Origin of the sequence: Bacillus sp. FSL R7-0685 (genome assembly GCF_038002425.1) — a bacterium.
Classification (GTDB): domain Bacteria; phylum Bacillota; class Bacilli; order Bacillales; family Bacillaceae; genus Bacillus; species Bacillus subtilis.
Window position 1 is genome coordinate 2,796,227 of the sequence record NZ_JBBOCN010000001.1, and the last position, 18,206, is coordinate 2,814,432.

The following is an 18,206-nucleotide window of genomic DNA, read 5'->3' on the forward strand; positions in this document are numbered from 1 at the left end:
TGACATCCCCCTCTACTTTTGAAGCCGGTAAAGCGCCTCGTTCCATTTTAACTCGTGTTTCAGTTTATGAATTGTCGTATCACGGGAAATGAGAACACTTTCGATCCCCGCCATTTCCGCCCAATCAAGCATTTGCTCCGCTGTCAGTTCATAAGACAGGCAGGTATGGTGTGCACCGCCGGCTAAAATCCATGCCTCCGCTGCTGTTTTCAATGACGGCTCCGGCTTCCAGAGAACACGGGCAACCGGTAAATTCGGCATGTCTTTTTCAATTTCCTGGCCGGTGACTTCATTCAGCACAAGGCGGAAACGCCCGCCAATATCAACAATGCTAGCTTGAATGGCAGAACCGCTGATGCCGTTAAATACAAAACGCGCAGGGTCCTCTTTGCCGCCAATCGAAAGCGGATGAACCTCGATTTTCGGCTGATCCAAAGCGACAGTCGGACACACTTCAAGCATGTGAGAGCCCAGAATCATTTCATTTCCCGGTTCAAAATGGTACGTGTAATCTTCCATGAAGGAAGTTCTTTTTCCTTTAGCCATGATTTTCATCATCCGTACAAGGGCCGCTGTCTTCCAATCTCCTTCACCGGCAAACCCATAGCCTTTCTCCATCAGGCGCTGAACGGCAAGTCCCGGCAGCTGTTTCATTCCGTGCAGCACTTCAAACGATGTCGTAAACGCTGTGTATCCGCCTTGCTCAAGAAAAGCGGTTAAGCCAAGTTCAATTTTCGCCTGTTCTTTAATGGACGCTACCTTTGCTTCGTCACGTTTTGTTTCCTCACTGATCACATATAGTCTGTCATACTCGGCATAAAGCGTGTCAACCTCGTCGTCCGTAATGCGATCCATCACTTCAACGAGATCCCCGATGCCATATCCGTCAACCTGCCAGCCAAATTGAATATGCGCCCCCACCTTGTCTCCGTCCGTTACCGCGACATGACGCATGTTATCTCCAAATCTGGCAACCTTAATATGTCTGCTTTCATTTAATGCAGCCGCCGTATCCATCCACTGGGACATTTCTTTTTTCACTTCTTCATCATCCCAATAGCCGGCAATGACTTTTCGGCTAAGCCCCATTCTCGAGTTGATGTAACCGTACTCTCGATCGCCATGCGCGGATTGGTTGCTGTTCATAAAATCCATGTCAATCGTACCCCACGGGATATCGCGATTATATTGGGTATGCAAATGCATAAGCGGTTTTTGATAAGAGGAAAGGCCTTCTATCCACATTTTTGCAGGGGAAAATGTGTGCATCCATGTAATGATGCCAGCACATGTCTTACTGTACTCCGCTTCTCTTAACAGCTCTCTAATGGTTTCCGGTGAAGTGACGACGGGCTTATGAGTGATTTTATATCTGGAAGAAACCCCGCTGAGCCCCTCACAAATGCTTTTAGCATGCTGATCTACGAGTTCCAGCGTCTCTTCCCCGTATAGGTGCTGGCTTCCTGTCACAAACCAGAATTCATAATCCTTTGTCTGAAGCATGTAAACTGCCCCTTTCTCATAAAATAAAACGCTTTCAAATACAAAAGATACGTACTAATGATAGAAAATAAACCTATAAATAAATATTTGTACGAACAATTTTATTATAGTAATTGACTATTATACTGTCAATCTTTTCTTTTAAAAAAAGCCGGAGGCAGAGCCCGGCTTTTTGATTCAATAGGACGGCCAGCCCGAGCTCCAATTCAAATCATTGATGAGAAGCTTTGGAATGCCGTTGTCATTGGCATCATAGGCATGGCGAACAAGAATGTTTCCGTTCACAATATCCTGGCCTCCAGGTCCTTTCCATTGGTCATTGCCCGAATCCAAAATAGTGCCTCCGCCTTCAAGCATGCTTTTTCCGCTTTTATCAAGATAAGGGCCTGTAATGTTTTTGGATCTTCCGTAAGCAATTTTGTACGTACTGTTTACCCCGTCACAGCATTTATCAAATGAAACCATTAAATAGTAATATCCATTTTGATACGTAAGAGTAGGAGCTTCTAAGGCACCTCCATTATTCGGTCTAGCTGCAATCGAATAGAGCGAGCCTGTAGGCTTCATCGTACTCTTATCGAGCTTAGTCAGCTTAATGCCGCTCCAAAACGAGCCGAATGCAAGCCACGGATTGCCATCCTTGTCGAATGTCAGCTCCGGGTCAATGGCGTTATAATTATTTGAGCTTGTCGAACGAATCACCAAGCCCTCGTCCTTCCAGCTCCCCGAACTGATGCTTGTTGAAGATGCCAGGCCAATGGCAGATGTATTGCTTCCAAAAGAAGAAACGGAATAATATAGCCAGTACTTGCCGTTATAGTATTGGATGTCCGGCGCCCACTGGTTTTGGCCATAATTCGGCACATAATTGGACCACCACGATAGCGGTGTAGTGAAAATGGATTTTTGTACGGTCCAATTTTTAGCGTCTGAAGACTTCAAAACCCGCAGTCCCCGTTCTTCAGTAAGCCCTGTTCCAAGCGCATACCATGAGCTCCCCTCTTTAATCATAGTCGGGTCATGAAGCAGCTCATTGGATGCACCCCAAAACGCTGCCTCTGCGGGAGCAGCAGAAGTGAATATCAAACCTGCAGCCAGAGCTGCACTCGAAAAGTGTAAGAAGCGTTTCCATGTTTTTTTCTTTTTCAATTTTGTTTAACCTCCTTTATATTAGAAAGCGCTTACAAATTAGATTGTTTATCCTCCCTTCCTGTCAAATCGAGCTGCGTATCGTATATCGTCATGTTCAGGAAATTTTCGGTATCCCCTTTATTGTAGTCACTATGCTGTAATTTGTACAGACAAAAAAATAGAATCCACCTCAATAGGCGGATTCTTCCGTATCTTTATTGGTACGTAATTTCGTCAACCGTTTTTCGGTCTAACTTCTTAATGACTTCTGTAATTAACTTTACCGCGTTTTCATAATCATCACGATGCAGCATGGCCGCGTGCGTATGAATGTAGCGGGTTGCAATGGTAATGGACAGCGCAGGAACGCCATTTGCCGTCAAATGGATGGCACCCGAATCAGTTCCGCCGCCGGCAATGGCATCAAATTGGTACGGAATGCCGGCTTCCTCCGCAGTGGCTACAACTGCATCGCGCAAACCTTTGTGAGAGACCATGGATGCATCGTAAACGATAATCTGCGGGCCTTTGCCCATTTTGCTCTGCGCTTCCTTCTCGGAAATGCCAGGCGTGTCTCCTGCTATCCCTACATCAACACCAAACGCAATATCAGGCTGAATGGTGTGTGCAGCCGTTTTCGCTCCCCTCAGCCCGACTTCCTCCTGCACGGTTCCGACGCCATACACTATATTTGGATGATCTGTGTTTTGTAAGTTTCTTAACACATCAATAGCAATCGCACAGCCGATGCGGTTGTCCCAGGCCTTTGCGAGTAGGAATTTTTCATTGTTCATGACCGTAAATTCAAAATGCGGAACGATCATATCTCCCGGAAGTACACCCCACTCCAAGGCTTCTTCCCGGCTTGAAGCTCCAATATCAATAAACATGTCTTTTATTTCCACTGATTTTTTTCTTGCTTCAGGAGACAAAATATGAGGCGGCTTAGATCCGATAACCCCTGTGATTTCTCCTTTTTTTGTGACAATGGTGACGCGCTGGGCAAGCATAACCTGAGCCCACCAGCCGCCAACGGTTTGAAAACGGATAAAGCCTTTATCTGTGATTTGTGTCACCATAAAGCCGACTTCATCCAAATGTCCGGCGATCATAATTTTCGGGCCGTTTTCTGCACCAGTTTTTTTGGCAATTAAACTGCCCAGGCGATCTGTTGTCACCTCATCAGCAAATGGTTCTATGTATGATTTCATCACTTGCCTTACTTCTCTTTCATTGCCCGGTATGCCTTTTGCATCTGTTAAATCTTTCAGCATGGTCAATGTTTCATCTAATTTTGCCATGTTCCAAACCCTCCTTCATCAGTCCTGCATTCTTATTATACAAAACATGGCGCTAACCATACGACTATTTCACTTGAAAATCGGGTATATGTTTTTACAGCTTTCTTTTAGAAAAAGTGAAACCTTTTTCTATGCTTTTCGTATTACATCAGATCATCACCATAAGGGAGGTGCCTTCACACAATGTTTGTCATGGTTCTAAGGATTATTTTGCTTGCACTTTTTGCTTATTGTATTTATGCCGTGGTCAAATATGTCGCGAATCCTAAGAGAAGGCTTAAGCTGGCCCAATCAAAAGAACATTTTTATATTATTGATGAACAAAACAATACCCGGAAGAATTTTCAGCTGACGTATAAAGGCGTGCTTTTTGAGGGAGAAAAGCATATTCCTTCCAAGGATCATCCGCTGTTTATTCACACGATCTTTGTCTGGACAGAATCTCCTGAGAAGCTGAAACATTTCTCTGCAAAAGATTTTGAGAACATTGAAGAAAAAGTGCTGGAACGATATCCAAATTGTAAGATTGACTGGGACCAGCCCATTAAACTCGCAAAAAAAGCAGAAGAGCGTTAAACGCTTTTCTGCTTTTTATAAATCAAACGGGCTGTAGTAAATAGCGATGAGAATCGCTTCTATTACCAGAAGAAGCGGTACTCCGTACTTAAAAGAAGCGTGTTTCGTTTTATGTCTGAAGGTTTGCATGCCAAGCCAGACACCGAGCGCTCCAAACACGATGGCTATCAGCCACAGCCGGTCTTCAGAAATTCTCCACTTGTGCTGCTGCGCTTTGCGTTTGTCAATGCCCATCACCCAAAAACCGCACAGATTAATCAACACCAAATAAGCAGCAATAATCATGTTGCCTCATCCTTTATATAGAAAAAGCCGCTCTGCTGGAGAGCGGCTCTATATGATTACTTGTTTAATTGAGCTTTAGCAGCATCAGCAAGCTGATTGAATGCAGTAAGATCGTTTACAGCAAGATCAGCAAGCATTTTACGGTTTACTTCGATACCAGAAAGCTTAAGACCGTGCATTAAACGGCTGTAAGAAAGGCCGTTCATGCGAGCAGCTGCGTTGATACGAGTGATCCAAAGTTTACGGAAATCACGTTTTTTCTGACGACGGTCACGGAAAGCATAGTTTCCAGATTTCATGACCTGCTGGTTAGCTACTTTGTATAATGTATGTTTTGAACCGAAATAACCTTTTGCTAATTTAAGAACCTTTTTACGACGCTTACGTGTAACAGTTCCGCCTTTTACTCTTGGCATTGAATTTCCCTCCTAATTGTTCCTTATCCGATTACTTGATGTTAGCAAGCATTTGTTTGATACGTTTGAAGTCTCCTGCGCTTACAACAGCACTCTTGCGAAGCTTACGCTTTTGCTTTTGAGATTTGTTGGCGAATAAGTGACTTGTGTACGCGTGAGAACGTTTTAACTTCCCAGAACCTGTCTTTTTAAAACGTTTAGCAGATCCGCGGTGAGTTTTCATTTTTGGCATGGGATTTCCTCCTTATTGCTTTTCGTTTTTCGGTGCGAGCATTAAGAACATGCTGCGGCCGTCCATTTTTGGTTTTGTTTCGACTGTCGCAACCTCAGCACATGCTTCGGAGAAACGGTCTAATACACGCTGACCGATTTCTTTATGAGTGATTGCGCGTCCTTTAAAGCGGATAGAAGCTTTCACTTTATCGCCTTTTTCAAGGAATTTAATCGCATTGCGCAATTTCGTGTTAAAGTCATGCTCATCGATTGTCGGACTTAACCGAACTTCTTTTAAGTTAATGATTTTTTGATTCTTGCGTGCTTCTTTTTCCTTTTTCTGCTGCTCAAATCGGAACTTACCGTAGTCCATGATTCGGCAGACAGGCGGTTTTGCATTCGCTGCAACTAACACAAGGTCAAGATTTGCGCGGCCGGCGATTTCAAGTGCTTCCTGACGGGACTTGATTCCAAGCTGGTCGCCATTTTGTCCGATTAAACGGACCTCACGTGCACGGATACCCTCATTAACCAATTGATCTTTGCTAATAATGAGCCACCTCCATAGTTTCTTCGAATTGATTCACAACTCATTTTGAATGCATTTTGCAGGCAAACAAAAAGTGTGGGCATTATAAAACACCCACACTACGAACATCTGTATCAATAAAAATGTACGGTCAACCTGCCAACTACATGCATGTGTCAATCAGGTGAGAAGCGGGTGCTTCTGCTTGTGATTTATATTCAATTCAATAACTATTCTACACAATACCGGATCTTTAGTCAAGGACGACTTATCCGGAACAACTTTTACATTGTAACATGGGTTTTCTATGAGCGCAAGAGAGAAAAAGAAAATCTTTCAGCCTCACCAAGATGCAAAGAACCAACAATTCCCCCCTTATTTCGCAATTTACAACAAAACCACCGACAGGAAGAAATGTAAAACAAAGTTAATCTTTGACCGATATAAGAAGCAGAAGGGAGCCTGACACATGAACAAACTGATACAGCTTGCTTTATTTTTCACATTGATATTAACCGGTTGCTCGAATATCAGCACATCTTCCGAATCAAAAGTCGAAACTGTTAAGACAACTGCAGCATTTCCTCAAAAGGGGCTGGAGAAAGAGCTAAAAAAACTAAAACCCGTTTCATTGGACATGAAGTTCGAGAGTCCACTTGCTACTGAGTTAGGAAAGCGGAAGGCAAAAGAAGAAGCTGAAAAGCAAAGACAAATCGCCGCAGAGAAAAAGCTTGAAAAAGAGCGGGAGGCGAAACGAAAGAAACAGCAGGAGGAAAAAGCAGAGAGACAGCGATTAGCAGAGCAGCAGGCGGCGGAGAATCAGCGATTAGCGGAAGCAAAAAGACAAGCTGAACTTGAAAGACAGCGGCAGGCAGCAATCCAAAAAGAGCAGAAAGCGAACGCTGAGAAAAAGCGGCAATCACAGGCACAACGGCAGCAGACCGAGGCACCCTCATCTAATAGTAAAAATCCACCATCTTCCTCGAGTCAGACAGATAAAACCATTCAACAGCCAGCTTCAGAGCTTCCTGATGACGATGGTTATGGTTATGAAGAACGAAAAAAGTGGCATGACGATCAAGTAGAATGGGGCATTAAACAAGGGTATATTGATCCCGAAGACGCACCATAAAATAAAAAAAGCCAAGGCATTCAGCCTTGGCTTATCCTCCGATCAGCTGCACGAACACAGGGATGACCAGAACCGTTACCACTCCTACTACGACAACAGCAATACTTGCCATCGCAGCTTCAACTTCTCCCATCTCAATCCCGACCGCTACACCAAGTGCATGTCCGGATGTTCCAAGAGCCAATCCTTTAGAAATCGGATTTTTCACTTTAAACACCTTCAAGAACAATGCTCCGAGCGCATATACGATGACAGCGTTAAAGATGACCGCAAAGGCTGTGATGTCGCTGATGCCCCCGATGCCTTTTGATAAAGGAAGCGCAATTGCCGTTGTAGCCGCCTGCGGAAGCATGCTTTTCATTACGGCCGAATCGAGATGAATGCCTTTAGCGAGCAGATAAACAATCGTGACAGAGCAGATAGAGCCGGCAATAATGGAGGCCATGATTTGCCACCAGTACTTTTTAAGCTTATCTCTTTGTTTGTACAAAGGAATTGCAAATGCGATCGTTGCCGGTTCAAGGAAAAACTTAATGATCTCTCCCCCGTTATTATAATCCGCGTAGGAAAAACCGCCGATTTTTAAAAATGCGATCCCCAGCACCATGGCAACAAACAAAGGAGTGAAAAGGAAGAAGCCTTTCGTTTTCTTAAATAAAAAGGTGCCGATGCCGAATGCAGCAAGTGATACGACAATCCCAAAATAAGGACTCATTGTGCTTTCCATGTGAAGAACCTCCTGTTTCCCTTAATGGTGAACGAGTTCGTTATTGTTCTGCGGGCTTTGCACTGTTTTTGTTTTCATGTCCGCTGCGGTTTTGCGTTTTCCGCTCAGCGACAGAATCAGCTGAGAAAACAATCCCGTAGCCCCCAGCAAAATAATCGTTGCGAGCAGAATGACAAGAACAATTTGCAGGCCGTATTGCTGCATCACACCAAGCGAATTCATAACAGATATACCTGATGGAACAAATAAAAATCCGATCAGAGAGGTTAAAGACGTTCCGAGCGTCTCCACTTGTTCCAGTTTAATGACTTTCAAACATAATAGGAGAAATAATAAGACCAACCCTACAACCGATGCCGGGATAGGTATTGGGACAATAGCGGCAATCATATTTGAAACCAGCATAATGACGGCAAAAATAAATGCTTGTGTTAAAAACCCGTACACTTTTTTAGCACTCATTTTCTTCACCTCTTTCTCTTTGGTACCCTCATTATAAATAAGAATTCTCTGTTATAAAGCGCTTACAAGATAACATGCCGTATAGCGGGTCTGAGTTGCAGAATCAAATGGCTGAAATGCAAAAAGCCGCCCATCAAATATGGAGCAGCTTTTTCAATTCCTTCGCATATGTCCGGCTGACCGGTATTTTCGATCCGTCTTTCATGATCAGATTATACGTTGAATTAAACCACGGCTGAATTTCTTTAATATATTCGGTATTCACGACAAAGCTCCGATGGACGCGGATAAAATCAGAATCCGGCAGCTTTTTCTCAATCACAACGAGTGTATCGCTGACCGTATAAGAATGATCGAAGGTTTTTACATTGACATGACCATCTTCTGTTCCGGTATAGATAATGTCCTTCGTATCCACAATCACAATCGATTCCCCCACAGATAGCGCGAGCTTGTGCTGGCCGGCATGGCTGTTTTGCTCTGTTTCTACAATATCCCGATTGACTTTTTTATATTTTTTCAGCGTTTGCTGAATTCTTTCTTCATCGAAAGGCTTGGTTAAATAATCAAGAGCGTCCACCTCAAACGCTTTGAGCGCATACTGGTCATACGCTGTCGCAAACACAACAGCAGGAGGATGCTTCATTTTCTTCAATCGCTTTGCGATATCAAAACCGTTTTCTCCGGATAAATCAACGTCTAAAAACAGCAAATCAGGTTTTTGGTCCATCATTTGGTCAAAAGCGGATTCGATATTTTCCGCTTCATTGATTACCATTTCCTCATTGGTCCGCTTAAGCAAGTAAGCCAGTTCATCCCTTGCCAGCATCTCATCATCAACTATTAACACCCTGAGCATGTTCTTCTCCCTCTTTCATCTGTTGCATTGGCACTTGAAAGGAAACCTCTGTCCCTTTATGAACCTCACTGCTGATATGCAGTGCAGCCTGCTGTCCGAATAAACCGATCAGCCGCTGATTTAGGTTATAAAGCGCTGTACCGGTTCCCTCCTTAGACGGAAACGGTTTCTCCCCCAGTTCCGGCAAGACGTCCGGCGGAATTCCGCGTCCGTTATCCGCCACCTTCATATAGACGGATGCGTTATCAGATAAGACACAGACTGTAACCTTGCATATGTCTTGTTTTTTCGGAAACGCGTGCCGAAGCGCGTTCTCGACAAGCACCTGCAAAACAAACGGAGGGATTTCAATCTGCTCCAGTCTGCTGTCGATATTAAGCTCAATTTTATATTTCCCGGGAAAACGCGCCTGTTCTAATGACAAATAGGCGTTAAGATGGTTCAGCTCCTTTGAGAGCGGAATCAGCAGCTGTCTCGCTCCTTGAAGGTTTGAACGAAAATAAACACTGAGCTGCAATAGGAGCTTACGGGTTTTTTCAACATCTGTACGGCATAGCGCAGAAATCGTGTTGATCGCATTAAATAAAAAATGCGGATTCACCTGTGCTTGAAGCGCTTTAATTTCAGCATCCTTGAGAAGTTTGCTTTGCAGCTCTGCTTCCCCAAGCTCAAGCTGTGTCGAAAACAGCATGGCCAGCCCCTCGGCAAGTTCCTCCTCTACCTGACTCAGGCCTGCCGGGCTTTTAAAGTACATTTTTAAGGTGCCGATTGTATTGCCGTTAGATGTCAGCGGCAGGACAATTGCAGCGTGCAAAGGGCATTCAGCATGCGTGCATTCAATCTCTTCCTGCGAAATCGCCTTCATAATATGCCCTGTTTTAATCACCTTTTTGGACAGGCCGGTGATCAAGCTTTTCGATGGGATGTGGTGATCCATTCCCGCACCGACATGCGCAAGGATCTTTTCTTTGTCAGTGAGAGACACCGCATCTGTTCCTGTCAGCTTATGGATAATAGCCGCTACACTTTTACAGGAGTTCTCATTTAATCCTTGGCGAAAAAATGGAAGTGTCTGATCAGCAATCGTCAGCACTCGATGCGTTTCGAGAGCCCTTGCCTGTTCTTCCTTGCGAATGATCGCTTGAATAATAGACAGAAAAATAAAACTGCCTGTTCCATTGATGAGTATCATCGGAATTCCGATCATGCTGACAAGCTCCCAAGCGTCACTGAACGGCTTTGCCATCAGCAAAATAATGATCATTTGCAGTGACTCCATGCCGATTCCCACAAGAGCGGCGATGCGCGGTGTCGGCATTCGATATCGCTTCGTAAAATACCTGCCGATCAAGCCTGCAAGAACACCCGCTAAAATAGATGAGACGGCACAGCTTAAGGCCGTGCTGCCACCGAGTGAAAAACGATGCAGGCCCGCAAGTATGCCGATCCCAGCCCCTACAAAAGGACCTCCGAGAAGGCCCCCGATTTCCACGCCCAAAATACGGGTATTCGCGATAGAGCCCGATGGATCTATCGTAAACACCCAGTCATTGTTTACAATCATATTTCTTTGAATTTCGATGCCTGTATAATTGCTGATGATGCTGAAAAGAGAAAAAATAGAAATTAAAATCGCTTTTCCTTTATAGCCGTCCTGATTCTGAAGAGCTTGTCTGAAAAGTTTCGTATGGGCGAGAATGAACCCTAATATAACAATAATCCCCACTCTCTCCAGCATCATAATCATTAAATGAATCATTCATGTCACCTGTTCTTTCCGTTTTCATTCTAGCATGTTTTCGTTTTACGGCTGACTGTTTTTTTAAAATCGTCTGAAAACATATTTCACAAGGCTTTTATCTATTGTAAAATAAAACATGAGCCTTTTGGCAGAAAGATTTGAATCTGAAGCAGAGGAGAAGATCATGAAAGCCGTATTTTTTGATTTAGATGATACACTACTTTGGGACGAGAAAAGCGTCAGAACAACATTTGCAGAAACTTGCTTACAGGCGGAGAAAAAATATGGCCTTGCCCCTGAGGAATTCGAAGCAGCTGTTCGCGAAGCGGCGAGAGAATTGTACATGTCATATGAGACGTATCCATATACAGTGATGATCGGCATTAACCCGTTTGAAGGACTGTGGTCCAATTTCTCAGAGCCAATCAGTGAAGGCTTTCAAAAGCTGAACAAGATTGTGCCGGAGTACAGAAGAAATGCATGGACAAACGGACTGAAAGCGCTTGGGATCGATGATCCTGCATATGGCGAATACTTGGGAGAGTTTTTTGCGGCAGAGCGCAGAAAGCGCCCGTTTGTATATGATGAAACTTTTGCTGTACTCGATCAATTAAAAGGCAAGTATGAATTATTGCTTTTGACAAATGGCGATCCGAGTCTGCAAAAGGAGAAGCTTGCCGGCGTGCCTGAGCTCGCTCCTTACTTCAATGAAATCGTCATCTCGGGCGCATTCGGCAAGGGCAAGCCGGATGTTTCAATTTTTGAACACTGCCTTAAGCTGATGAATATTGAAAAAGACGATGCCATCATGGTCGGCGATAATTTGAATACTGATATTTTAGGCGCTTCAAGAGCCGGAATCAAAACCGTTTGGATCAACCGGACGGATAAGAAAAACGAAACTGACGTAACGCCTGATTACATCATCAGCAGCCTTCATGATTTGTTTCCTATATTAGAGAAATAAAAAAGCATGATCTCTTCAATGAGATCATGCTTTTTTATTTTATTTTTTCGCCTCAGCTACTGCCTTTTTCACAAACTCATCAAGTGAAATGGTTTCAGAGTTCTGTTCTCCGTATTTACGCACGTTTACCGCTCCGTTTTCTGCTTCTTGGTCACCGACCACCAGCATGTACGGGATTTTTTGCATTTGCGCTTCACGGATTTTGTAGCCGATTTTTTCATCGCGGCTGTCGACTTCAACACGCAGGCCTTCACGCTGCAGGCGTTCCTGCACTTTTTTCGCGTAGTCTAAATGCACAGCCGGAGAAACCGGGATGACTTGGAACTGAACCGGTGCAAGCCATGTCGGCAGCGCGCCTTTGTGTTCTTCGATTAAGAAGGCAACAAAGCGTTCCATTGTTGAAACGACACCTCTGTGAATGACAACCGGACGGTGCTGCTTGCCGTCCTCACCGATGTATGTCAGGTCGAAACGTTCCGGCAATAAGAAATCAAGCTGTACCGTAGACAGTGTTTCTTCTTTTCCGATCGCAGTTTTCACCTGAACATCAAGTTTAGGGCCGTAGAATGCCGCTTCACCTTCTGCTTCGTAATAGTCGTGGCCGATTTCGTCCATTGCCTCTTTCAGCATGGATTGCGCTTTGTTCCACATTTCATCGTCATCAAAATATTTCTCTGTATCTTCCGGATCGCGGTAAGACAAACGGAATGTGTAATCACTTAAACCGAAGTCTTCATATACATCCTGGATTAAACGGACTGTGCGGATAAACTCATCCTTAATTTGATCCGGGCGCACAAAGATGTGTGCATCATTTAACGTCATTCCGCGTACCCGTTGAAGCCCTGACAGCGCACCTGACATTTCATAGCGGTGCATCGTTCCAAGCTCTGCAATACGAATCGGAAGCTCGCGGTAACTGTGAATGTCTTGTTTGTAAATCATCATATGGTGCGGGCAGTTCATCGGACGCAATACAAGTGTTTCATTGTCCATTTCCATCGGAGGGAACATGCCTTCCTGATAATGATCCCAATGCCCTGATGTTTCATACAGCTCTTTGCTGCCTAGCACAGGTGTGTATACGTGCTCATAGCCGAGGCTGATTTCTTTATCAACAATGTAGCGCTCGATGACGCGGCGGATTGTCGCGCCTTTTGGCAGCCAAAGCGGCAGGCCTTGTCCGACTTTTTGAGAGTTCGCGAACAGCTTTAATTCTTTGCCGAGCTTTCTGTGATCGCGTTCTTTCGCTTCTTCTAGCATACGAAGATGCTCTTCAAGATCAGCTTTTTTGAAGAAAGCTGTACCATATACGCGCTGAAGCATTTGGTTTTTGCTGTCGCCGCGCCAGTATGCGCCTGCAAGGCTTAACAGCTTAAACTCTTTGATTTTTCCGGTTGAAGGAACATGGACGCCGCGGCACAGGTCAAAGAATTCGCCTTGCTCATAGATCGAAACGGTTTCTCCTTCAGGAATCGCATCCAATAGTTCAAGCTTCAGGTCGTCGCCGATTTCCGCAAAACGGGCTTTCGCTTCTTCACGGCTGACTTCTTTTCGAACGATCGGAAGGTTCGCATTAACGATTTTTTTCATTTCTTTCTCGATTTTCGGCAGATCCTCCGGTGTAATCGCTTCGTCCATTTCTACATCGTAGTAAAAACCGTTTTCGATAACCGGACCGACGCCGAATTTAACATCCTTGTAGATGCGTTTAATCGCTTGAGCCAGCAAGTGAGCCGTACTGTGGCGCATAATTTGAAGACCTTCTTCTGAGCCTTCTGTAATGATTTCCACTGTACCGTCTTCATTGATCGGCGTTCTCAAATCAATTTCTTTTCCGTTCAGTTTTCCGGCTAATGATTTTTTCTTTAATCCCGGACTGATGGATGCCGCGATATCTTCTGTTGTTGTTCCTTTCGCAAACTCCTTGACTGCTCCATCAGGAAATGTGATTTTTACCATATCTGACATCTTTGTCACTCCTTTTTTTGCATATAAAAACCCCGCCCCCTATGAAAGGGACGAGGTTGAATAAACGGAATCGTGGTTCCACCCTTTTTTCCGCAAAGCCAATACGGCACCTGCGGCTCTAAGCTCTGTAACGGGAGTTCCCGTCAGCCATTACTGTTCCTTTTCAAGAGGTTCACAGCTGAAGTTCAAAGGCGGTAAAGCGAATGGTCCTTAGCTGGGAAGCTTGCAGCCAGGGCTTCCCTCTCTTTGAGCCGGTATCATTCCTTCGTGTCCTTATCAATACGTGTGTCTTTCTTAATCTCCTATGTATTATAAATTGTTCAATCCAAAAAATCAACACGATCGCGTTTCCTTTTTTAAACCGACAGCCTTATATAGACAGGCTGCCGGCCCTCACCCTTCCGAGTGCTTCACCGGTATTTCTGCATCTGAAAAAGCGTGCAGCGGGAGCATTTCCACTCTCTCTTGAAATACGTTTTGAATGGTCCTTGCCATCATGTGCTCGGGCTGGTCGGTATAAAGCACGACTTCATCAGGCGCAATGGAAATCAGCGGCGCGAGCAAATGAGAATCAATATACATAGGATGATCCCGGACAAATCTTCTGTCTATGTATTTCATTTTTTCCCGTTCCGGCACATAGCGCAGCTCCCATAATGTAAAGGAACCATCATGGACAATATGCACTTTTTTGATTCGCGGCTGTTTGGCGTTCACATAGTCTCTGAGTGTTTGAATAAAGTTTTGATATTCCTGTTCCATCTTATATTCATCAATCGCTGCTTCTGTAATATCTCTCAGCTGCTTATAGTATGATCCAAGTCGGAAGGTCTGAAAGGAGCGAATGTAAAATACTCCTTCCTCTAAACAGATCGTTTGGAGTTCATCCAAAATAGATTGTTTCCGTGAAAGCTTCAGCGGCTCAAACGGAAGATCGTCTGCTTCACCTTCAATAATACTGTGTGCGAGCTGAAGGATTTGCTGCTGTTCATCCTGGTCCGTGAAACAATACGTTTCCTCAATCAATGACAGCATATGCTCGTCTTCTTTGCATTCCAAAAAAAATTTGACCAGAATCGGCTCCATAAAACGCTGAATAGGAAAAGCCGGATTCGCTTTTTCAATCCCGATTTTTCGTATGCCTTCACGGACAATGATATTGTTCCGATCGTCCGAATGCTGAATGAGATGTAAAAAAGCGGCTGCATCATGGTCATCTTCAAAGATTATTTCAAGCATGTTTGTCCCCCCTTACGGCATCTGTTACAAGTATATGGGGGATGTTTTTAAAATAGACGTAAAGGTCATTGGCAAATCTTAATTTGATTCTTGGAACAAGTTTTGCATTTTCTTTCTGAAGATGAACGGCAATGAGATAAACACGATATACAAAGCGAGCACCATAAAGAAAGCGGGCAGATTGCCAGCCAAAAAGCTCGCACCCAGCACATTAAGCGCAATCGTCCCAGGGATGATTCCCACAGCCGTTGCGGCAAAATACGGCAGCGCTTTGACATTGGAAAGGCCTGCCGCATAGCTGACGAAATCAAAATTGATCGGCAGGATTCTCAAAAGAAAGATATAGAAAAATCCGTTATCCTCCATTTGCTTCTGTATGGCTTCAAGCCTTTCGTAATGCCCGTTCTTTTTCGCCGAAAACAAACCGGCCGCAAAAAACGAAACAGCTGAAGCGCACATCGAACCGAATAACGTATAAAGCGTGCCGAGAAGCGGGCCAAACGCAAGTCCGCCAGCTATTGAAATAACAGACACCGGAAATAAAACAAGTGGCCTGACGATGGATATCCCGATAAACATCAGAGGTGCAAAGACTCCGAACGACAATACCCATACCCTGATTTCTTTCGGCGATACATTCAAATACGTTTTATTTCCCCAATAGAGTAAACCAGCACCTGCAAGCACTGCCAGCCATTTTACAGCCATTTTCCGTTTCATACCCTCAGTTCCTTCCCCTTTGAACCGCAGCAATTATGGATGTCGGCGGTTTTCTCCGTCAAGGCGGATCGGAGCAGCCAAATATAATATCCGCTCCATTAATCTTGCAGCTTTTACTTCTTCTTTTTCTCCCCTCTGCGAATACGTAAAATGATGCTTCAGCTCGTCAGGTGAGAAATTAGAAGAAAAGAACGTTGGCAGCTGCTGGGACATTCTGTGCTGAAGCACCGTTCCGATGACCTCATCCCTTACCCAGCTTGTCATTGATTCTGCTCCGATGTCATCAAGCATCAATACGGGTGTGGTCTTTACCATATTGAGCTTCTCTTCCAATGTCTGGTCTTGCAGCGAATTCTTAAGCTCTCTCACAAATTCAGGCACATAGACAATCATGGAAGAATACTCTTTTTCCGCCAGCTCATTGGCAATTGCAGCGAGCATAAACGTTTTTCCTACCCCAAATTTCCCGTATAAATATAATCCTTTCCCTTTTCCCGTCTCATTATAGCTTTTCAGGAAGTCTGTAACATGCTGAAACATCGCGAGCCTGCTCGGGTCACTGATATCAACTTGCTGGAACGTCGCTCCGAGAAGATCCTGCTGGATATACATGCTTTTCATAAGAGACTGTTGTTTCTTCTGCTGGTCGAGCTTCCGTTTGACTGGACATTCATAATACTCGATATCAATAGACCGCCCATTGACAACAAGCTTCGGATGGTAGCCCTCCAACAAATTGTTGCAGTTTTCATCTTCCGAACAATAGGAGCAATTCTTGCTTTGTTCGATATATTCATAAAGCTTATTTAAGCTCTTTTCGATCATTTTTTGGTCAATCACTTCTTCGTTTTCCTTCAAAAATGCTTGAACATCTTGATCTTTCATGACTTTTTCCTTCATTTGTTCAAGACGTTTTTGGAAATCCGGCCTGCCGGTTACGCCCTGCAGGGAACGGCCGATTGGTTCCATCTATTCCTTCACCCCGCATCTCTGTCTTTAATAGGCAGAGTATTTTTTCAGTTTTTGCATTTCTTCCATCATCTTTTTCTTCTGTTCTTCCAAATCCTGCGGATGCAGCTTCTGCTGTCCGGATTCTGAATCGGACGCTGTTTCCTTTTCTGTCATCCAATCAGGAAGCTTTTCTTCACGAATCACTTTTTGGTTTCGTTTCGAAGACTTTGTTTTTCCCTCAGCCCATTCAAGATACTGGCGGTTTTCTTCTATTGCGAGCTTCATCGCTTCCCTGACCGTTTTCACCTTTTTGCGTGCCCAATGCGAAGCGATTTTTTGGATATAGTTTTTCGACAGCTTCATGTCGGTTTTCAGCATGACATAATAAATTAACACATTTGTGACGCCTGGCTCGAGCTTCTGTTCGAACATAATTTCTTCTATGATCTTCAGATCAGCTTTTGACGGCTCTGTTCCGTCAGCAATGTCCTGCAGAAGCTTCTTCGGGGAAATCGCCTCCAGCAATGCAATCAGCTTCCCATCCAGAGAATCCTCTTCTGCCGGTTGTTCGCCTTCACGCAGATGCACCGGCTGTGTTTTTTCCACCAAATCGGGCAGCTGTCCGTTTCTTTCAATTTGATACCAGTCGCTCGCCGCTTTTCTTAATGCCTCCGTCGTAATGACGTCACGCTCATCAATTGCGCTCATCACAACATTTTGCATTTGCAAAGGGTCAATTCCGTACAGATAAGAAAGCTTTTTGATTGTGTCCCGCACCTGCTGGGTCATCGCTTTTCTCGGTATCATCGTCTCAGAAAGTCCCGCTAAAAACAAATCAAAATCAAACACATCCTCCGTTATGGTGTAGGACGGAGACTGTCCGACAGAAGTATACTCGGACCCCTCGGCAAGCCTTACCGTTTCCTCCATATCGGATGTGAGCTTCCATTCACTCGGCTGCAGCGATTCAAACGCATGATTAAACGGACGCGTAATGTCCTTCGCATCTTCTGAAATGGCCGGGTGCGTAAAAAATTGTTTTAATTGCTGATATTTCGTTTTTCCGACCCTATTATACAGAAAAACATTCAGCATTCCGTCTTCAAAAAATTCATTTGGTCTGAGCGGCGGAAGGAGTTCATATATAAAGAGGCGCTCCTGCCGCTCGGATTCTTTCATATATACTTTCAGCAATCCGATGCCCTCGAGCTTCCCCTGTTCCTGATGGATCGTTTTTAAGTTGGACTGTGTCATCGCCATCAGCTGTCTATGTGTGGACTCTCCGCCCCACAGACGGTTTTGTTCAAGCTCTCCCCACAATGTCATATAAAGAGAGAATGCAACAGGGCCGATTAAGGGCTGGTACAGTTGTGTAATAATTTGTCTGTCAATATCCTGCAGCATCGATCTGCTTTTAACCACATACGGGTCTACAGGCAGTACATCTTTCCAATAGTCAGCCATACATTCTCAAACCTTCCGA

Annotated in this window: 19 protein-coding genes and 1 other annotated feature; of the genes, 3 read left to right on the forward strand and 16 right to left on the reverse strand. The window is 44.4% G+C overall.

Annotation, left to right across the window (positions count from 1 at the left end; all coding sequences use genetic code 11):
• Positions 1 to 12: 12 nt before the first annotated feature.
• From araA to MKY50_RS14665, 3 genes are all read right to left on the reverse strand, one after another.
• Positions 13 to 1,503 carry an L-arabinose isomerase gene (gene araA / locus MKY50_RS14655; RefSeq protein ID WP_113712820.1) on the reverse strand — a complete coding sequence of 497 codons (1,491 nt, stop codon included), beginning with the start codon at positions 1,501 to 1,503 and terminating at the stop codon, positions 13 to 15.
• Between the two features lie 177 nt (positions 1,504 to 1,680).
• Positions 1,681 to 2,652: an arabinan endo-1,5-alpha-L-arabinosidase AbnA gene (gene abnA / locus MKY50_RS14660; RefSeq protein WP_015251497.1), complete on the reverse strand. Its 972-nt coding sequence runs from the start codon at positions 2,650 to 2,652 to the stop codon at positions 1,681 to 1,683.
• Positions 2,653 to 2,849: 197 nt separating this feature from the next.
• Positions 2,850 to 3,935 (reverse strand): M42 family metallopeptidase, encoded by a 1,086-nt coding sequence (locus tag MKY50_RS14665; RefSeq protein ID WP_003229495.1) that lies wholly within the window; start codon positions 3,933 to 3,935, stop codon positions 2,850 to 2,852.
• A gap of 183 nt (positions 3,936 to 4,118) precedes the next feature.
• On the opposite strand from MKY50_RS14665, the gene ysdB reads away from it, so the two are divergent.
• On the forward strand, positions 4,119 to 4,511 hold the full coding sequence (gene ysdB / locus MKY50_RS14670) for a sigma W pathway protein YsdB (protein WP_003229493.1): 393 nt from the start codon (positions 4,119 to 4,121) through the stop codon (positions 4,509 to 4,511).
• Positions 4,512 to 4,526: 15 nt separating this feature from the next.
• Here ysdB and MKY50_RS14675 read toward each other — a convergent pair whose 3' ends face one another.
• From MKY50_RS14675 to infC, 4 genes are read right to left on the reverse strand one after another with little or no spacing between them, the layout of a single operon-like run.
• Entirely contained in the window at positions 4,527 to 4,796 is a 270-nt protein-coding gene (locus MKY50_RS14675) for a DUF1294 domain-containing protein (protein WP_003229490.1), read from the reverse strand.
• A 56-nt stretch (positions 4,797 to 4,852) separates the two neighbouring features.
• Entirely contained in the window at positions 4,853 to 5,212 is a 360-nt protein-coding gene (rplT, locus tag MKY50_RS14680; RefSeq protein WP_003222420.1) for a 50S ribosomal protein L20, read from the reverse strand.
• A gap of 31 nt (positions 5,213 to 5,243) precedes the next feature.
• Entirely contained in the window at positions 5,244 to 5,444 is a 201-nt protein-coding gene (gene rpmI, locus MKY50_RS14685; protein WP_003222418.1) for a 50S ribosomal protein L35, read from the reverse strand.
• Between the two features lie 12 nt (positions 5,445 to 5,456).
• On the reverse strand, positions 5,457 to 5,978 hold the full coding sequence (infC, locus tag MKY50_RS14690; protein WP_010886591.1) for a translation initiation factor IF-3: 522 nt from the start codon (positions 5,976 to 5,978) through the stop codon (positions 5,457 to 5,459).
• Between the two features lie 58 nt (positions 5,979 to 6,036).
• Positions 6,037 to 6,167, reverse strand: a sequence feature (ribosomal protein L20 leader region).
• 256 nt (positions 6,168 to 6,423) lie between these two features.
• Here infC and MKY50_RS14695 point away from each other — a divergent pair.
• Positions 6,424 to 7,086 (forward strand): hypothetical protein, encoded by a 663-nt coding sequence (locus tag MKY50_RS14695; RefSeq protein ID WP_048654953.1) that lies wholly within the window; start codon positions 6,424 to 6,426, stop codon positions 7,084 to 7,086.
• A 31-nt stretch (positions 7,087 to 7,117) separates the two neighbouring features.
• Here MKY50_RS14695 and lrgB read toward each other — a convergent pair whose 3' ends face one another.
• From lrgB to lytS, 4 genes are all read right to left on the reverse strand, one after another.
• Positions 7,118 to 7,813, reverse strand: a complete 696-nt coding sequence (lrgB, locus tag MKY50_RS14700; RefSeq protein WP_003229482.1) for an antiholin-like protein LrgB — start codon at positions 7,811 to 7,813, stop codon at positions 7,118 to 7,120.
• A gap of 21 nt (positions 7,814 to 7,834) precedes the next feature.
• Positions 7,835 to 8,275 carry an antiholin-like murein hydrolase modulator LrgA gene (gene lrgA, locus MKY50_RS14705; protein WP_014477620.1) on the reverse strand — a complete coding sequence of 147 codons (441 nt, stop codon included), beginning with the start codon at positions 8,273 to 8,275 and terminating at the stop codon, positions 7,835 to 7,837.
• Positions 8,276 to 8,408: 133 nt separating this feature from the next.
• Complete coding sequence (gene lytT / locus MKY50_RS14710; RefSeq protein ID WP_326132397.1) at positions 8,409 to 9,134, reverse strand: two-component system response regulator LytT; 726 nt, start codon at positions 9,132 to 9,134, stop codon at positions 8,409 to 8,411.
• Entirely contained in the window at positions 9,112 to 10,893 is a 1,782-nt protein-coding gene (gene lytS / locus MKY50_RS14715) for a two-component system sensor histidine kinase LytS (protein ID WP_341116874.1), read from the reverse strand. Before lytS ends, lytT begins: the two co-directional genes overlap by 23 nt.
• A gap of 166 nt (positions 10,894 to 11,059) precedes the next feature.
• Between lytS and MKY50_RS14720 the strand changes: the two genes are divergently transcribed.
• Positions 11,060 to 11,842 (forward strand): HAD family hydrolase, encoded by a 783-nt coding sequence (locus MKY50_RS14720; protein ID WP_015251491.1) that lies wholly within the window; start codon positions 11,060 to 11,062, stop codon positions 11,840 to 11,842.
• A 39-nt stretch (positions 11,843 to 11,881) separates the two neighbouring features.
• Here MKY50_RS14720 and thrS read toward each other — a convergent pair whose 3' ends face one another.
• From thrS to dnaB, 5 genes are all read right to left on the reverse strand, one after another.
• Positions 11,882 to 13,813: a threonine--tRNA ligase gene (gene thrS, locus MKY50_RS14725; RefSeq protein WP_014480529.1), complete on the reverse strand. Its 1,932-nt coding sequence runs from the start codon at positions 13,811 to 13,813 to the stop codon at positions 11,882 to 11,884.
• A 393-nt stretch (positions 13,814 to 14,206) separates the two neighbouring features.
• Complete coding sequence (gene ytxC, locus MKY50_RS14730) at positions 14,207 to 15,052, reverse strand: putative sporulation protein YtxC (protein WP_015384337.1); 846 nt, start codon at positions 15,050 to 15,052, stop codon at positions 14,207 to 14,209.
• Positions 15,053 to 15,130: 78 nt separating this feature from the next.
• Positions 15,131 to 15,772 (reverse strand): TVP38/TMEM64 family protein, encoded by a 642-nt coding sequence (locus tag MKY50_RS14735; protein ID WP_341116875.1) that lies wholly within the window; start codon positions 15,770 to 15,772, stop codon positions 15,131 to 15,133.
• A gap of 33 nt (positions 15,773 to 15,805) precedes the next feature.
• Positions 15,806 to 16,741: a primosomal protein DnaI gene (gene dnaI, locus MKY50_RS14740; protein WP_003229466.1), complete on the reverse strand. Its 936-nt coding sequence runs from the start codon at positions 16,739 to 16,741 to the stop codon at positions 15,806 to 15,808.
• 27 nt (positions 16,742 to 16,768) lie between these two features.
• The gene (dnaB, locus tag MKY50_RS14745) at positions 16,769 to 18,187 is read right to left on the reverse strand and encodes a replication initiation membrane attachment protein DnaB (RefSeq protein WP_341116877.1); all 1,419 of its coding nucleotides are present in this window, start codon (positions 18,185 to 18,187) and stop codon (positions 16,769 to 16,771) included.
• Positions 18,188 to 18,206: the final 19 nt, after the last annotated feature.

Bases quoted from the DNA above. Each gene is read 5' to 3' on its own strand.
- lytT (WP_326132397.1), bottom strand. From the start codon at position 9,134: ATGCTCAGGGTGTTAATAGTTGATGATGAGATGCTGGCAAGGGATGAA.
- lrgB (WP_003229482.1), bottom strand. From the start codon at position 7,813: ATGGAAAGCACAATGAGTCCTTATTTTGGGATTGTCGTATCACTTGCT.
- MKY50_RS14735 (WP_341116875.1), bottom strand. From the start codon at position 15,772: ATGAAACGGAAAATGGCTGTAAAATGGCTGGCAGTGCTTGCAGGTGCT.
- rplT (WP_003222420.1), bottom strand. From the start codon at position 5,212: ATGCCAAGAGTAAAAGGCGGAACTGTTACACGTAAGCGTCGTAAAAAG.
- lrgA (WP_014477620.1), bottom strand. From the start codon at position 8,275: ATGAGTGCTAAAAAAGTGTACGGGTTTTTAACACAAGCATTTATTTTT.
- MKY50_RS14695 (WP_048654953.1), top strand. From the start codon at position 6,424: ATGAACAAACTGATACAGCTTGCTTTATTTTTCACATTGATATTAACC.
- ysdB (WP_003229493.1), top strand. From the start codon at position 4,119: ATGTTTGTCATGGTTCTAAGGATTATTTTGCTTGCACTTTTTGCTTAT.
- araA (WP_113712820.1), bottom strand. From the start codon at position 1,503: ATGCTTCAGACAAAGGATTATGAATTCTGGTTTGTGACAGGAAGCCAG.
- lytS (WP_341116874.1), bottom strand. From the start codon at position 10,893: ATGATTCATTTAATGATTATGATGCTGGAGAGAGTGGGGATTATTGTT.
- MKY50_RS14675 (WP_003229490.1), bottom strand. From the start codon at position 4,796: ATGATTATTGCTGCTTATTTGGTGTTGATTAATCTGTGCGGTTTTTGG.
- dnaI (WP_003229466.1), bottom strand. From the start codon at position 16,741: ATGGAACCAATCGGCCGTTCCCTGCAGGGCGTAACCGGCAGGCCGGAT.
- MKY50_RS14665 (WP_003229495.1), bottom strand. From the start codon at position 3,935: ATGGCAAAATTAGATGAAACATTGACCATGCTGAAAGATTTAACAGAT.
- rpmI (WP_003222418.1), bottom strand. From the start codon at position 5,444: ATGCCAAAAATGAAAACTCACCGCGGATCTGCTAAACGTTTTAAAAAG.
- ytxC (WP_015384337.1), bottom strand. From the start codon at position 15,052: ATGCTTGAAATAATCTTTGAAGATGACCATGATGCAGCCGCTTTTTTA.
- MKY50_RS14720 (WP_015251491.1), top strand. From the start codon at position 11,060: ATGAAAGCCGTATTTTTTGATTTAGATGATACACTACTTTGGGACGAG.
- dnaB (WP_341116877.1), bottom strand. From the start codon at position 18,187: ATGGCTGACTATTGGAAAGATGTACTGCCTGTAGACCCGTATGTGGTT.
- thrS (WP_014480529.1), bottom strand. From the start codon at position 13,813: ATGTCAGATATGGTAAAAATCACATTTCCTGATGGAGCAGTCAAGGAG.